The sequence below is a fragment of the Aeromonas sp. R7-2 genome, from assembly GCF_040908105.1.
In the GTDB taxonomy this organism is placed as follows: domain Bacteria; phylum Pseudomonadota; class Gammaproteobacteria; order Enterobacterales; family Aeromonadaceae; genus Aeromonas; species Aeromonas caviae.
Window position 1 is genome coordinate 245237 of the sequence record NZ_JBFODC010000037.1, and the last position, 15362, is coordinate 260598.

A 15362-nucleotide genomic window follows, 5' to 3' on the forward strand; every position below is an offset into this window, starting at 1 on the left:
GCGGCAATGCCCGCCTGGTTGTTCAGAGCGGCCAGAGCGGCCAGCCGAGCCAGATCCCGAGCAGCAGCAACTGCCCCCAGACGATGGCCCAGAACCGCAGGCGGTAGCTCCCCTTCTGGGTCTTGTGGCGCAGCCACTGGCGGGCGACCAGGGCGCCAGGCCAGCCGCCGCACAGCTCAAGCAGATGCAGGCGGGCCTCGGGGACGCGCCAGCCGCCACGAATGGCCTGGCGTTTGTCCCAGGCGTAGACGACCAGGGTCAGCAGGCTCATCAGCAGGATCAGGGCCAGCGGCCACCAGTTGGCATCGTGCGCGCCGAGCCAGCCTGCCCAACCCAAAGGCAGCAGGGCAAGGGCCATCATGACAGGCACGCCTGATCCCGAGTCTCGCCCGGTTGTAGCGTGCGGATCACCCGGGCCGGATTACCCACCGCCAGGGAGTCCGCCGGGATGTCCCGGGTGACCACGGCGCCAGCCCCTATGATGGAGCGGGGCCCTATGGTGACGCCTGGGCAGATGATGGCCCCGCCGCCAATCCAGCAGTCATCGCCGATCCGCACCGGCTTGTTGTAGGCGGTCCAGTTGCGTCGCTCCAGATAGTCCATGGTGTGGGTGGCGGTGTAGATCTGCACGTTGGGGGCCAGCAACACATGGTTGCCGATGTGCACCTCGCCCACGTCGAGTATGGTGACGTTGAAGTTGAAGAAGGTCTTCTCGCCGATGTGGATGTTGCGGCCGAATTCGCAGGTGAAGGGGGTGCTGATCCAGCAGGAGTCGGGACAGTGGGCGAAGAGGTCGCGGCAGATCTGCTGGCGCAGGACGTGATCCCCCGCCGGTGAGGCGTTGAGCCGGCTCAGCAGCGCCTGGCCGCGAATGCGGTCGTTCGCTATCTCCTCGCTCTGGCTGTCCAGGGCGCCCCCCGCCAGTACCTTGTCCCAGTCGCTTGCCATGGTCATCTCCTCCTGCTGCAAGAGGGGGCAGTATACGCGACAAGGGGAGGGGGTGTCAGAGTGCCGGGCCCGTCAGGTGATCCCCGTCATCCTGTCATCACGTCATCACGTCATCAGGACAAGGGGCAGGATGAGCAGGATGGAGACGAGGTAGGGGAGCAAGACCCGCCGCCCCAGGCTGCGTCCGCCAATCACCAGTGCCAGCACCCCTTTCACCAGGGAGTTGACCAGCCCGGCGAGCAGTATGCCTCTGGCCGCCACCTCCAGGGCCAGCTCCTTCTGGGCGAGCTGGGAGAGGGATAGGGTGATGGCGTCCACGTCCGTGATGCCGGAGACCAGCGACAGCAGATAGACCCCGGAGTTGCCCACCTTGTTTTGCAGCAGGGTGGCCATGAAGCCGATGAGGGCGAGCAGCAGACCGAACTTGATGGCGGTGGCGAGATCCAGCGGGTTGCGGGTTTCGGGCTGTACCGGGCCGTCCGGCATCTCTTCCCGCTGGCGCCAGAACCAGAACGCAAAGCCGTAGACGATGGCTGCCAGCAGCAGCAGGGGGACAGCCAGACGCAGCGCCAGCTCTCCGTGGATGATCAGCACCAGTGCCAGCAGCCTGAGCCACATGGTGGCCCCCGCCAGCAGGATGCCGGTGGCCAGCAGCCGCTCCAGCCCCCCCTGCTCCTTGTTGAGGCGGGCAAATTGCAGGGTGAGGGCGGTGGAGGAGGCGAGCCCCGCCAGCATGCTGGTGAGCACCAGCCCGGAGCGGGTGCCGAGCAGGCGCACCGCGAAGTGACCACAGAACGAGATGCCGGCGATCACCACCACCATGAGCCAGATCTTGAAGGGATTGAAGGCATTGAGGGGACCCATCTCGGTATCGGGGAGCACCGGCAGCAGCACCAGGGAGATGAGCAGAAAGCGCAGGGTGGCGTGAAACTCCATTTCGCTCAAGAACAGCATCCCCTGCTGGATCTTGCCCTTGAGCCCCATCAGGAGGGCCGCCAGCACGGCGCAGGCCACCGCCTCGCTCGGGCTCTGCAGCACCGACATCAGCCCCAGCAGATAGGTGAGCACCATGGCCACCGAGCTGGTGAGACCGAACTCCCCCTGCCAGCGCAGGGCCAGCCAGACCGAGAGGCCGCACCCCGTCACCACGGTCAGCAGACCGAGCAGAGCCAGCCAGGGCCCCAGGGTGGGCAGCAGCAGGGCGCAGACCCCGCCGAGCAGACCGATGAGGCCATAGGTGCGCATCCCGGCGATGCGCTGGTTGTCTCCGAGCTGGCGCACCTGCCAGCCCCGCTCCAGCCCGATGATGAGCCCGATGGCCAGGGACACCAGGGCGCCGTAGACGGGCTCGGCCTCTATCCACATGGGTTTCTCCTCCCGCTGCCGTTTCAGTGAGGATGGCACAGGGCATCCCGGGGCAGGGGGAGCTGGCTCACAGAGCGGGTGTCCCGCCTGCCGGGGTCTTGCAAACAAAAAAAGGCGCCACCTGGAGGGGACGCCTGGAAAGGTCAAACCTTGCGGTTTGCGGACCAACGGAACCAAAGATCACACACTTCACACTCAGCACTGCTGTGGGGGCAGGGCTCAACCCTGCCACTTGCCTCCTTCCACTATCACGTCGTTGGGATCGGTATCGGCGCTAAGCTTGTCGCGCACATACTGGTCGTAGAGTTTGAGCAGGTACTTCTCTTCCCCCAGCTTGGCGAGACGGTCGTTGACCCAGTTACGCAGCTCGATATTGCCCTTCTTCACTGCCGGGGCGATGGGGTCTTCCGAGCCCAGCTTCTCGGGCAGTACCCGATAGCCCGGGTTCTCCTTGGCCCAGCTGAACAGCACCAGGTTGTCCTGGGCATAGGCATCGCCACGGCCCTGGGCCAGCGCCTGCAGGGATTCGGTGTTCTTCTCGAACTTGAGCACCTTCCAGTCCGGGTGGTTGCGGGTCAGCCAGATGTCGGCCGTGGTGCCGGTGGTGACGATAAGCCGCTTGCCGGCCAGATCGTCGAGCTTCTTGGCGTCGCTGCCTTCCGGCACCAGCACCTGCACCGCGACCTTGAGGTTCGGGTTGGTGAAGTCCACCACCTGCCGCCGCTCCGGGGTCACCGTCATGTTGGCGAGGATCAGATCCACCTTGTCGCTCTGCAGGAAGGGGATGCGACTGGCGGGCTCCACCGCCACGAACTCGACCTTGTTCTCGTCCCCCAGCAGATCCTTGGCGAAGCGGCGGCCGAGATCGGTGTCAAAGCCGACGTAGTTGCCCTTCTCGTCCACATAGCCAAACGGCGGCTTGTCGGTGAAGACGCCGACCATGAGCTTGTCCCGCGCCTTGATCTTGGCGAGGGAACCGTCTTCTGCCTGGGCGGCGCCGCTGGCGAGGCCCAGGCCGATGAGGGCGCTAAACAGGACCGAGGTAATTATCTTCATGCTGACTCCTTTCGTTTGCTGACAGTTGTATAAGAAAACTTGGCGAGGAACTGGCGGGCACGCTGGCTCCTGGGATTGTCGAAAAATTGATGGGGGGCGGCCTGCTCCAGGATGTGGCCGCCGTCCATGAAGATGATGCGATCCGCCACCGCCTGGGCGAACGCCAGCTCGTGGGTGACGATGAGCAGGGTCATGCCGCTGCCGGCGAGATCCCGGATCACCTCCAGCACCTCCTGCACCATCTCGGGATCCAGCGCAGCGGTCACCTCGTCAAACAGCATCACCTGGGGGTTCATGCACAGGGCCCGCACGATGGCGATGCGCTGCTGCTGGCCGCCGGAGAGCTGGCGCGGATAGTCATGGCGCCGCTCCCACAGGCCGATGCGGGTCAGCAGCTGTTCCGCCTGCAGCAGGGCCTCGGCCCGCTCCCGCTTCTGCACCTGCACAGGGCCGAGCAGCACGTTCTCCAGCACCGTCAGGTTGGGGAAGAGGTGATAGCTCTGGAACACCATGCCGATGCGCTGGCGCAGCCGCTGCCAGTCGGTGCTGGCATCCAGCAACTCTCCGTCGAAGCGAATGTCCCCCCCCTGAATCGGTTCGAGCCCGTTGAGGGTGCGCAGCAAGGTGCTCTTGCCGCAGCCGCTCGGCCCCAGGATGACGATCACTTCCCCGGCGTTCACCGTGAGGCTGACCTCGTCCAGTACCCGGTGTTGGCCGAATTGTTTGCTGACAGCATTGAGCTCAAGCAGAGGTGTCATACCGCATTACCCCATTGTTGCTCCAGCCGGCGCGAGGCGAGCGAGAGCGGATAGCAGACCAGAAAGAAAAACAGGAACAGCAGACCGTAGATGAGCAGCGAGCCATAGGTGCGCTCGATGATCTGCTGGCCTACCTTGATCACCTCCACCACCCCGATCAGCACCGCCAGCGAGCTGGTCTTGATGATGCGGGTGTAGATGTTGATGGTCGGCGGCGTCAGCCGTTGCAGCGCCTGGGGCAGCAGCACGTGGCGATAGAGCTGCCAGCGGGAGAGCCCGAGCGCCAGGCCGGCCTCCTGCTGGCCGCGGGCGAGGGACTTGAGACCGCCGCGCACCACTTCGCCTACCTCGCTCGACCCCCACAGGGCCAGCACCAGCACGGCACACCAGAAGGCCGGGATATCCAGGCCAAAGAAGATCGGCAACCCGAAGAAAAAGAGATAGAGCCACACCAGCACGGGCACCATCCGAAACAGCTCCAGATAAACCCGCAGTGCTCCCCGAGTCAGCCTTCCCCCTTGCTGGGCCAGCACGCCGTAACCGACCCCGCCCAGGGTGGCGAACAGGATGGCGAGCAGGGAGATGGCGAGGGTCTGACCCGCGCCCACCGCCAGCAGCGGCAGCGCCTGCGTCAGCTGTTCAGTGACTGGACTGGCCATAGTGATCCCTCCTTTCCTCTGCATGGGTGGCGAGTGACGGCGGCAGCTGGAAAATAGGTGCCTGCATCAGTTGCTCAATGACCGAACTGACCATGTTGCAGCCTCCTTTCAACGACGCGCAGGGCAAGGGAGAGCGGCAGAAAGATCAGCACGCACATCAAGGTCAGCACCGCCAGCATCTCGTAGGTCTTGTAGTAGAGGGCGATGTAGTTCTTGGTGGTGTAGAGGAGCTCGGGCACCGCCACCGCCGAAGCCACCGTGGTCTCTTTGAGCAGAAAGATGAAGTTGGCAAACAGCGCCGGCAGGCTGGCGAGCCAGGCCTGGGGCAGCTGGACGTGGCGCAGCAGCTGCCAACGGGAGAGGCCGATGGCCCGGCCTGCTTCCAGCTGGCTGGGGGGGATTGCCTGAACGCCTGCCCGCAGCGCCTCGGTGAGGTAACCGCCACCGAGGAAGGTCATGGCGATCACCGCCGTGGCAAAGCCGGAGAGCGAGATGCCGAGCGCCGGCAGCCCGAAGTAGAGAAAGAACAGCTGGATCAAGAGCGGCGTGTTGCGGGCCAGCTCCACATAGGCGCGGATCACCCCGTTCAGCCAGGGCTTGTGCAGGCTTTGCAGCGTCACGTTGAGTATCGCCACGGCGAGCGAGGTGAGGATCACTAGGATGCCAAGCTGCAAGGTGACCCAGACCGATTGGCCGAACGCCGGCAGGGTGGTGAGAACAAAGGACCAGTCGAAGCTCATGCCGGGATCCTCCCGTCGCGGCGCAGCCGCTGGGGCACGACCGTGATGGCGTCAGGGTACTTGATGCCGGCGCCGGTGTTGAGCACCACCACCCGCTCGCCCCCCTGTATCCAGCCCGCTTCCCGCAGCTGGCGGGCGGCGGCGAAGGCGGCCGCCCCTTCCGGGCAGACGAAGCTGCCTTCGCGCGCGGCGAGCTGGCGGATCTCGCGCTGGATGGCGCTATCGTCCACCGCGACGGCGCACCCCTCGGTGCGATAGAGGGCGTCCAGCACCAGAAAGTCCCCCAGCGCCTTGGGCACGTTGATGCCAAAGGCGAGGGTCTGGGAGTCGGGCCAGAAGCGCGATTCGCGCTCCCCCTGCTGCCACGCCTGGACGATGGGGGCGCAGCCGCTCGCCTGCACCGCCACCAGTCGCGGCAGTGGCCCCTTGACCCAGCCCAGCTCCTGCAACTCCCGCAGCGCCTTGTAGATGCCGATGAGACCGACTCCGCCGCCGGTGGGGTAGAGGATGACGTCCGGCAGGGTCCAGCCGAGCTGCTCGGCGATCTCCAGCCCCATGGTCTTCTTGCCCTCGATGCGATAGGGCTCCTTGAGGGTGGAGGCATCGAACAGCCCCTGCTCGGCCACCGCCTCGGCCACCTGGCGACCGGCGTCGCTGATGAGGCCGTCCACCAGATAGAGGCGGGCACCGGCCAGCGAGGTCTCCAGTCTTGTGATGGCGGGGGCCGCCTGGGGCATGACTATGGTGCTGCGCAGCCCGGCGCGGGCGCCATAGAGCGCCCAGGCCGCCCCGGCGTTGCCGTTGGTGGGCATGGCGAAGTGGGTGATGCCGAGCTCCCGGGCGCGGGAGACGCCGACCGCGGCGCCGCGGGCCTTGAAAGAACCGGTGGGGATGATGCTCTCATCCTTCATCCAGAGATCCGGAATGCCAATCTGCTTGCCGAAAGCGGGCAGGGGCAGCAGAGGGGTGAAGCCTTCCCCCAGGGTGATCACCTGGGCGGGGTCGCGCACCGGCAGCAGCTCGTGGTAGCGCCACAGGCTGGCGGGGCGGCCCAGCAGCGCGGCCGGGTGCCAGGCCTGTTTCAGGGCCTCGAGGTCGTAGCTGGCCAGCAAGGGGGCACCGACCGGGCTCAACTGCTGGGGCTGATCGGCATTCACTATCTCGCCGGTCTTGCTGCAACGTAGATGTGATAGGTAGCTGTACGGCATGCTTTATCCTGAATGAGTCGAGATGGTCGGTCGCTTATTCCATCCTGTGACCCAAGGGCCGGATAACAAACAAAATAAAGCGGCAAACTTAAGCGAAAAAATTCATATGGCTCCCCCGTGTCGGCGGGCCACCCTCTGCCACCGGTCGGGGGGTTGGGCCATCCGGCGCGCTTTGTTAACCTGCCCGCTCACTCAAACCGCAGGGAGCCGCCTCGATGCGAGCCATTGTCAGCCTGCTGGCCCTGTCACTGCTCTGTGCGTGCAGCGGCCAGCCAACCAGAGAGGATGCCATGTCAGGGAATACGCGCCTTCACTACCCCGTCACCCGCCAGGGTGAGCAGGTAGATCACTATTTCGGCCAGGCCGTGGCCGACCCCTATCGCTGGCTGGAGGATGATCGCAGCCCCGAGACGGAGGCCTGGGTCAAGGCCCAGAACCGGGTGACTCAGGGTTACCTGGCGCAGATCCCGTATCGCGTCGCCATCAAGGAGAAGCTGGCCGCCTCCTGGAACTACGCCAAGGAGGGGGCGCCGTTTCGCGAGGGGCGCTACCACTACTTCTTCAAGAACAACGGCCTGCAGAACCAGAACGTGCTGTGGCGCCAGCTGGAGGGCAAGCCGGCGGAGGTGTTCCTCGATCCCAATACCCTCAGCCCCGACGGCACCACGGCGCTGGATCAGCTGAGCTTCTCCCGCGATGGCCGCATCCTGGCCTACTCCTTGTCACTGGCCGGCAGCGACTGGCGCGAGATCCACCTGATGGACGTAGAGAGCAAGCAGCCGCTGGAGGCGCCCCTTAAGGACGTGAAGTTCAGCGGCATCAGCTGGCTCGGCAACGAGGGCTTCTTCTACTCGAGCTACGACAAGCCCGACGGCAGCGAGCTGTCGGCCAAGACCGATCAGCACAAGGTCTATTTCCACCGGCTCGGCACGGCGCAGGAGGATGACCGACTGGTGTTCGGCGCCATCCCGGCCCAGCACCACCGCTACGTGGGGGCGACCGTCACCGAAGATGACCGCTTCCTGCTTATCTCGGCGGCGAACTCCACCTCAGGCAACCGCCTCTATGTGAAGGATCTGAGCCAGGAGAACGCGCCGCTGCTGACGGTGCAGGGGGATCTGGATGCGGACGTGAGCCTGGTGGACAACCAGGGCAGCACCCTTTACCTGCTGACCAACCGGGACGCCCCCAACGGCCGGCTGGTGACGGTGGATGCCGCCAACCCGGGTCCGGCCCGCTGGCGGGATCTCATCCCCGAGCGTCAGCAGGTGCTGACGGTGCACAGCGGCAGCGGCTATCTGTTTGCCGAGTACATGGTGGATGCCACCGCCCGGGTCGAGCAGTTCGACTACGAAGGCAAGCGGGTGCGCGAGGTGGCGCTGCCCGGCCTTGGCAGCGTCAGTGGCTTCAACGGCAAGCACGACGATCCCGCCCTCTATTTTGGCTTCGAGCACTATGCCCAGCCGCCGACTCTCTACCGATTCGAGCCCAAGAGCGGCGCCATCAGCCTCTATCGCGCCTCGGCGGCGCCGTTCAAACCGGAGGATTACGTTTCCGAGCAGCGCTTCTACCAGAGCAAGGACGGCACCCGGGTGCCGCTCATCATCAGCTACCGCAAGGGCCTCAAGCTTGATGGCAGCAACCCGACCATCCTCTATGGCTACGGCGGTTTCGACGTGAGCCTGACCCCGAGCTTCAGCGTGTCGGTGGCCAACTGGCTCGATCTGGGGGGCGTCTATGCGGTGGCCAACCTGCGCGGGGGCGGCGAGTACGGCCAGGCCTGGCACCTGGCGGGCACCAGGATGAACAAGCAGAACGTGTTCGACGATTTCATCGCGGCGGCCGAGTACCTCAAGGCCGAAGGCTACACCCGCACCGATCGGCTGGCGATCCGAGGTGGCTCCAACGGCGGTCTGCTGGTGGGGGCGGTCATGACCCAGCGGCCGGATCTGATGCGGGTCGCCCTGCCGGCGGTGGGGGTGCTCGACATGCTGCGCTACCACACCTTCACCGCCGGGGCGGGCTGGGCTTATGACTACGGCACCAGCGCCGACAGCGAGGCGATGTTCGACTACCTGAAGGGCTACTCGCCCCTGCACAACGTCCGGGCCGGGGTCAGCTACCCCTCGACCCTGGTGACCACGGCGGATCACGACGATCGGGTGGTGCCGGCCCACTCCTTCAAGTTTGCCGCCACCCTGCAGGCCGACAATGCCGGCCCCCATCCCCAGCTCATCCGCATCGAGACCAATGCCGGGCACGGGGCGGGCACGCCGGTGGCCAAACTTATCGAGCAGAGTGCGGACATCTATGCCTTCACCCTGTACGAGATGGGCTACAGGGAGCTGCCGCGTCAGCCTTGATCCGGGCGAGACGGGCGCCAGCCATCCACTATCATCAGGGCCCTGCGGGGCCCTTTTTATTGCCGCGTGTTTGAACGTGGGCCTGCGACCATCCCTGTCTCGCCGCTGGCCCGTTTTGGCAGACGGGCCCCATCTGTCATCCCCCCGGTGGTATAGTCAGCCACAAGATCCGCATTCAAGGAGTCCATCGTGAAGAAGATCATCTACATCCTGCTGGGGTTGGCGCTGGCGGCCGTGGTGGCCATCGCCGCCCTGGTGTCCCTCATCGATCCCAACCAGTTCAAGCCCCAGCTGGTGGAACAGGTGCGCAAGAGCACCGGCCGCGAGCTGGTGATACAAGGGGATATCGGTTGGCGTTTCTGGCCAAGCCTGGGCCTCTCCCTCGAGCAGGTGGCGCTGCGCAACCCCGCCGGTTTCGCCGAGCCCGACCTGGTGCGATTCGAGCAGGGTGAGGCCTCGGTAGGCTTGCTGCCGCTGCTCTCCCACAAGCTTGAGATAGGCAAGGTGACCCTGAGCGGCGCCCATCTCTTTATCCAGACCAGGGCTGACGGCAGCTCCAACCTGAGTGACCTGCTCAAGGCCTCCGCCGACCCCAAGGAGGAGGCGGCCTCCGAGCCTGTCGCAACGACGCCCCTAGCCGCCAGTGACAAGCAGCCCTGGCAGATCAGCCTGCAAGGCATCGCGCTGGTGGATGCCAGCGCCCTGGTGCGGGACGACCGCAGCGCTACCGTCTCCCGGCTCGACAGGCTGGATCTCGATCTGGGGCAGTTGACCCCGGGGGAGTGGGTACCGGTGACCCTGGCGGCCAAGGGGGCACAGGGGGATCTGGCCTTTGATCTCAAGGGTCAGGCCCAGCTCAAACCGGCCCGGGAGGCCATGAAGAGCGAGCTCAAGGATCTCAATCTCAGCGGCAGCCTGAACCAGCCGGTGCAGCGGCTCGATGCCTTCACCCTCAAGGCCGATCGGCTGGCATTGGGGGAGTGGAGCAGTCTGAGCCTTAGCCTCAGCGGGGCACAGGGGGCGGCGGACAAGCCGACCCTGGCCGGTACGCTGGAGGGGACCCTCAAGGCGCGCCTCGATGAAAACCGGCAACTGCTGGAAATATCGGATGCCGTGCTGGCCGCCAAGCTCAGCGGTGATTCTCTGCCGCGCCCGCAGATGCAGGTGAAGCTGGCGGGTTTTGCCCGCGCGGAGCTCGACAAGCAGAGCGTCGCCCTCAGCAACCTGGTGCTGGGGGCGGACGATGCCCTGCTGAGCGGCAGCGGCGCCGTTCGTCTGGGGGCCGTTCCCAAAGTGGACTTTGACCTCAAGGGGGCCAAGCTCGACCTGGACAGTTGGCTGGGTCAGCCAGCCAGGACGGCGTCCGCTGCGGCCACGTCGGGGGCGGCTGCACCGGCCGGAGCAAAGGATCAGGCTGCGGCACCCGCCGCCCAGGCGCTCTCCACGGCCGAACCGGATCTGACCGCCCTCAAGTCGGTGGACCTGGCTGGCCGCCTGCAACTGGGCAGCCTGCGCCTCAAGGGGCTGGATCTGAGCGCCGTCGATCTGCAACTGGCCCTGGCGGGTGGTCAGCTCACCCTCAAGCAGTTCAGTGCCGGGGTGGCCGGTGGCAAGGTGACCGCCAGCGGCGTGCTCGATGCCCGTCAGCAGCCGGCCCGCTATCAGGTGCACAAGCGGGTGCAAGGGGTCGATGTGCGGCCCCTGCTGCAGACCCTGGCCCAGACCGACCTGCTGGAAGGCAAGGGGGATCTGGAGGTCGAGGCGCAGGGCTCAGGACTCTCCGAACAGGCGCTGCGCAGCCGGATGCAGGGCAAGGTGAACCTCAAGTTGAGCGATGGCGCCCTGCACGGCATCAACCTGGCGGAGATGATCCGCGAGGCGCGGGCCACCCTGACCGGCAAGGGGGCGGATCAGGTGAAGGAGGTGCGCAAGACCGACTTCAGCGCCCTCACCGCCAGCTTCCAGATTGCCGACGGGGTTGCCAGGAGCGATGACATCCAGCTGTTTGCCCCCGCCCTGCGGGTGAAGGGGCAGGGCCAGACCGCCCTGGTGCCGGAGACCCTCGACTTCCTGTTCCTCACCTCCGTGGTGGAGAGCAGCAAGGGGCAGGGGGGCAAGACGGTGGACGAGCTCAAGGACATCACCATACCGGTGCGCATCGGCGGCCACTGGCAGGCGCCGAGCTACAAGCTTGACGTGAAGGCCTTGCTCAGCAACAACAAGGTGCTGGAGGAGAAGGCCCGCAAGGAGGCCGAGCGCGGTCTCAAGAAGCTGCTGGGTGACAAGGCCGACAACGAAGGGGTGAAAGGGGTGGCGGACCAGCTGCTCAAGGGCCTGTTCAAATAGCCAACTTCCCCTTGTTGCCATCAAGAGCCCGCCCCGTGCGGGCTCTTTGTTGTTGTGCCGGGCGTCACGGGACGAGGTGTGGTCGGCAACATGAGGTACTATGCGAAGCAGTCATCGAAACCGGGAACCAGGAGGGTTCATGAACAAACGGGTGCTGATCACCGGCGGCGGCAGAGGTATCGGGGCCGCGACAGCCCGCTATCTGGCGGCTCAGGGTTACCATCTCTGTCTCAACTATCGTCAGGACAGGGCGTCCGCCGAGGGGGTGGTGGCCGAGATCCTGGCCACCCATCCGGTCGAGTGCATCGCGGTGCAGGCCGATGTCAGCGTGGAGGCCGAGGTGGTGCGCCTGTTCGAGGAGATGGACGCGCGGCTCGGCCCCGTCACTCATCTGGTGAACAACGCCGGCAGGTTGCAGCCTCAGATGCGGGTACTGGAGATGAGCGCCGAGCGCATCAACCAGACCCTGACCACCAATGTCACCAGCTACTTTCTCTGCTGCCGCGAGGCGGTGCGCCGCATGACGGCGGGGGGCGCCATCGTCAATGTCTCTTCGGCCGCCGCCCGGCTGGGCTCCCCCGGGGAGTACGTGGATTATGCCGCCGCCAAGGGGGCCGTCGACGTGCTGACCAGAGGCTTGTCGCTGGAGCTGGCGGCTCAGGGGATCCGGGTCAACGGGGTGCGTCCGGGTTTCATCTACACCGAGATGCATGCCGACGGCGGCGAGCCCGGCCGGGTGGACAGGATCAAAGGCAATATTCCCCTGCAACGGGGCGGCGAACCCCGTGAGGTGGCGACCGCCATCGCCTGGCTGCTGTCGGACGAGGCCTCCTATGCCACCGGCACCTTTATCGATGTGGCGGGCGGGCGTTAGGTCATCTTCAACAAGCCTCCCGTCAACGAGAAGGGGCGCCATGGCGCCCCTTCTGCTTATTCTCCCAGCAGCTGTTGCCAGACCGCCAGCACATGGCCCCGCTCTCGCGGCAACTGATCGTCCCCCACCTTGCGGGAGATCTCCGAGAGATTGAGGCGATGGCCGAGGTTGCGGATCTCCAGATAGGCCTGCTTGAGCCCCTCTGCCTGCTCCAGAGTGAGCACTCCCGCCATCACGCACTCATCGAAGATGCGCACATTGTCTGACCAGCGGGTGAGGGCGTCCGGCTCACCGCAGGCATGGGCCAGCACCAGGTACTGGGCGATGAACTCGATGTCCACCATGCCGCCGGGGGACTGCTTGAGATCGAACTCTCCCTCTCCCGCCTTGAGCAGGTGATCCCGCATCTTCTGGCGCATCTCCCGCACTTCGCGGGCCAGGGTGGGCAGATCCCGCTCCTTGGCCAGCACGTCGCGGCGAATGCGGGCAAATTCGGCGACCACGGCATCATCGCCATAGATGGGACGGGCTCGCACCAGGGCCTGATGCTCCCAGGTCCAGGCTTCCTGCTGCTGGTACTGCTCATAGGCCGACAGCGATGAGACCAGCAGGCCGGCGTCGCCGGAGGGGCGCAGCCGCATGTCGATCTCGTAGAGGATGCCGGACGGAGTGCGGGTGCTGAACAGATGCAGGATCCGCTGGGCCAGGCGCAGGTAGAACTGGCGGCTGTCGATGGGCTTGCGGCCATCGGTGTAACTGTTGGGGTCGCCGCCGTGCAGGAACACCAGATCGAGATCCGAGCCGTAGCCGAGTTCGATGCCCCCCAGCTTGCCGTAGGCCACCACCGCAAAGCCGCGCTGGCCGCTCACCGCCACCTCGGGCGGCACCCCGTAGCGTTCGCTCATCTGGGCCCACGCCTGATTGACCACCTCCTCGGTGATCGCCTCCGCCAGCCAGGTGAGGTGGTCGCTCACCTTCATCAGCGGCAGGGCGCCGGCGATGTCGGCGGCGACGATGCGCAGGAGCTGCACCTGCTTGAACTGGCGCAGCGCCTCCATCTGCTGCTCCACGTCCTCCTCGGGGATGCGCAGCAGGAACTGGCGCAACTGGGGCTTGTACTGATCCAGCGGGGTGGGGTGGTAGAGGTGTTGCGGGTCGAGCAACTCGTCCAGCAGGATGGGGTAGCGGGCCAGCTGCTCGCTCACCAGGTTGCTCTCGTCACACAGGCGTACCAGCTGGCGCAGGGCGGCGGGGTTTTCCGCCAGCAGTTGCAGATAGGCGCTGCGGGTGAAGATGCGAGTCAGCAGGGTGCAGACCCGCTCGAACAGGCGGGCGGGCTCACGGCTCGCCACCACCAGGCGCAGCAGCTCCGGCATCAGCCAGTCCAGGGCGATGCGCCCCTGGGGCCCTACCTGACGGCGCTTGTACTCCTCCTTGAAACGCAGCAGGGCGGCGCAGAGGGGGGCGGGCTCCACCACTCCCTGCGTGGTCAGCAGTTTTTCCAGCTCGGCGGCATCGAGCTCGGTGCGCCAGAGATCGAGCCAGAGCTGTTCCAGGTGGGCGGGGGCCTCCTTCTCTTCCCCCACCACGGCGACGAACTCCTGATGGACGGCGGCCATCTCCTCATCGAGGTGGGCCATGAAGGCGTCCCAGTCGGTAAAGCCGAGGGGGGCGATGAGCCGCTGGCGATCCCGATCCTCGGTGGGCAGAGTCTGGGTCTGCTGATCGCCGATCTCCTGCAAGATGTTTTCCACCCGGCGCAGGAAGCGATAGGCGGTGAGCAGGCGTTCGCACTGGCTCCCCTCCAGGGCACCCCCCTGGGCGATGGCGGCCAGCGCCTCGGGCAGGTGGCGTACCCGCAGGGCGGGCTCGCGCCCGCCACGGATGAGTTGCAGCGCCTGGGCGATGAACTCCACCTCGCGAATGCCCCCGGCCCCCAGCTTGATGTTGCCCTCCAGTCCCTTGCGGCGCACCTCGGCGGCGATCATCGCCTTCATCTGGCGCAGGCCGTCGATGACGCCAAAATCGATGTAGCGGCGGAACACGAAGGGGCGCAGCAGTTCGGTCAGGGCCATGGCGTGTTCACACTGGGGGCCCAGCACCCGTGCCTTGACCATGGCGTAGCGCTCCCAGTTGCGGCCGTGATGCTGGTAGTAGTCCTCCATGGCGGCGAAGGAGATGGCGAGCGGCCCCGCATCGCCAAAGGGGCGTAGCCGCATGTCGACCCGGAACACCTGACCATCCTGGGTGGGCTGGTGGAGGGCGTTGATGAGACGCTGCCCCAGCTTGATGAAGAACTGCTGGTTGGCGAGCTCCCGCCGACCGCCAACGGTGTAGCCGTTCTCGGGGAAGGTGAAGATAAGGTCGATGTCCGAGGAGAAGTTGAGCTCGCCGCCGCCGAGCTTGCCCATCCCGAGGATGAGCAGCGGCTGGGGATTGCCATCGCCGTCCATGGGGGTGCCCAGCTCGCTGCACTGTTTGGCGTAGAGCCAGTCGCGGGCACCACAGATGAGGGCATCCGCCAGCTTGGTGAGATGGATGAAGCTCTCTTCGACCTCGGACTCCCCGAGCAGCTCGCGCCAGGCGATCACCAGCATGCGGCTGCGGCGGAACTGGCGCAGGATGCGCTTGAGCGCCTCCTCGTCCGCGACCTCGGCGAGCAGGGCTGCGAGCTCAGGTTCATAGGCGGGCCAGCGCTCGGCCCGGGTCAGTGCGTCCGATGCCAGGGTCTCGGCCAGCAGCCCCGGCTGCTTGATAAGGGAGTCGGCGACAAAGTCGGAGAGGCCGAGCAGGGTCAGCAGGGTCTGGCGGGTGGGCTCGGGCAGTGCGTCATACTGGGGCGCCAGGGCGAGCAGCCGCTGCCAGTGGCGCAGGGCCTGCTCCTGCAACAAGGGAGAGAAGGCGGAGAAAGAGGGAGAGTGCTGGGCCACGGTTGCCGTCCTTGTGGTTGACGAGTCTGCAGGGAGAGTGAAAAGCCGGCTGCCAATCTAGCACTCCCGGGCGCTGGCGTCACAGCGCCGCTGCCCGGAAGGTGATCCGGCGACG

Annotated in this window: 12 protein-coding genes; 3 read left to right on the top strand and 9 right to left on the bottom strand. The window is 65.9% G+C overall.

The annotated features are described in order from the left end of the window. Positions 1–22: 22 nt before the first annotated feature. From AB5Y47_RS19435 to AB5Y47_RS19470, 8 genes are all read right to left on the bottom strand, one after another. Positions 23–361: a DUF1294 domain-containing protein gene (locus tag AB5Y47_RS19435; protein WP_039040562.1), complete on the bottom strand. Its 339-nt coding sequence runs from the start codon at positions 359–361 to the stop codon at positions 23–25. After that, positions 358–948 carry a sugar O-acetyltransferase gene (locus AB5Y47_RS19440; RefSeq protein WP_041215770.1) on the bottom strand — a complete coding sequence of 197 codons (591 nt, stop codon included), beginning with the start codon at positions 946–948 and terminating at the stop codon, positions 358–360. Before AB5Y47_RS19440 ends, AB5Y47_RS19435 begins: the two co-directional genes overlap by 4 nt. A gap of 105 nt (positions 949–1053) precedes the next feature. Next, positions 1054–2313: an MgtC/SapB family protein gene (locus AB5Y47_RS19445; protein ID WP_368220537.1), complete on the bottom strand. Its 1260-nt coding sequence runs from the start codon at positions 2311–2313 to the stop codon at positions 1054–1056. A 219-nt stretch (positions 2314–2532) separates the two neighbouring features. Beyond that, positions 2533–3369, bottom strand: a complete 837-nt coding sequence (locus AB5Y47_RS19450; RefSeq protein WP_368220540.1) for a transporter substrate-binding domain-containing protein — start codon at positions 3367–3369, stop codon at positions 2533–2535. Then, positions 3366–4127, bottom strand: coding sequence for an amino acid ABC transporter ATP-binding protein (locus AB5Y47_RS19455; protein WP_368220543.1), 762 nt, complete (start codon positions 4125–4127; stop codon positions 3366–3368). The genes AB5Y47_RS19450 and AB5Y47_RS19455 overlap by 4 nt, the downstream gene beginning before the upstream one ends. After that, on the bottom strand, positions 4124–4786 hold the full coding sequence (locus tag AB5Y47_RS19460; protein WP_279981904.1) for an amino acid ABC transporter permease: 663 nt from the start codon (positions 4784–4786) through the stop codon (positions 4124–4126). Before AB5Y47_RS19460 ends, AB5Y47_RS19455 begins: the two co-directional genes overlap by 4 nt. Positions 4787–4860: 74 nt before the next feature. Next, positions 4861–5526: an amino acid ABC transporter permease gene (locus tag AB5Y47_RS19465; RefSeq protein WP_319921487.1), complete on the bottom strand. Its 666-nt coding sequence runs from the start codon at positions 5524–5526 to the stop codon at positions 4861–4863. Continuing rightward, positions 5523–6734: a threonine synthase gene (locus AB5Y47_RS19470; RefSeq protein ID WP_263308303.1), complete on the bottom strand. Its 1212-nt coding sequence runs from the start codon at positions 6732–6734 to the stop codon at positions 5523–5525. Before AB5Y47_RS19470 ends, AB5Y47_RS19465 begins: the two co-directional genes overlap by 4 nt. A 215-nt stretch (positions 6735–6949) precedes the next feature. Between AB5Y47_RS19470 and AB5Y47_RS19475 the strand changes: the two genes are divergently transcribed. The 3 genes from AB5Y47_RS19475 to AB5Y47_RS19485 all read left to right on the top strand — a co-directional run bounded on the left by AB5Y47_RS19475 (position 6950) and on the right by AB5Y47_RS19485 (position 12317). Continuing rightward, entirely contained in the window at positions 6950–9097 is a 2148-nt protein-coding gene (locus tag AB5Y47_RS19475) for a prolyl oligopeptidase family serine peptidase (protein ID WP_319921486.1), read from the top strand. Positions 9098–9286: 189 nt separating this feature from the next. Continuing rightward, a complete protein-coding gene (locus tag AB5Y47_RS19480; protein WP_368220547.1) occupies positions 9287–11443 on the top strand; it encodes an AsmA family protein in 2157 nt (718 codons plus the stop codon). Positions 11444–11582: 139 nt separating this feature from the next. After that, positions 11583–12317 (top strand): SDR family oxidoreductase, encoded by a 735-nt coding sequence (locus AB5Y47_RS19485; protein WP_323926154.1) that lies wholly within the window; start codon positions 11583–11585, stop codon positions 12315–12317. Between the two features lie 56 nt (positions 12318–12373). Here the strand turns inward: AB5Y47_RS19485 and glnE are convergent, their stop codons facing one another. Next, positions 12374–15247 (bottom strand): bifunctional [glutamate--ammonia ligase]-adenylyl-L-tyrosine phosphorylase/[glutamate--ammonia-ligase] adenylyltransferase, encoded by a 2874-nt coding sequence (gene glnE / locus AB5Y47_RS19490; protein WP_368220549.1) that lies wholly within the window; start codon positions 15245–15247, stop codon positions 12374–12376. Positions 15248–15362 lie beyond the last annotated feature (115 nt).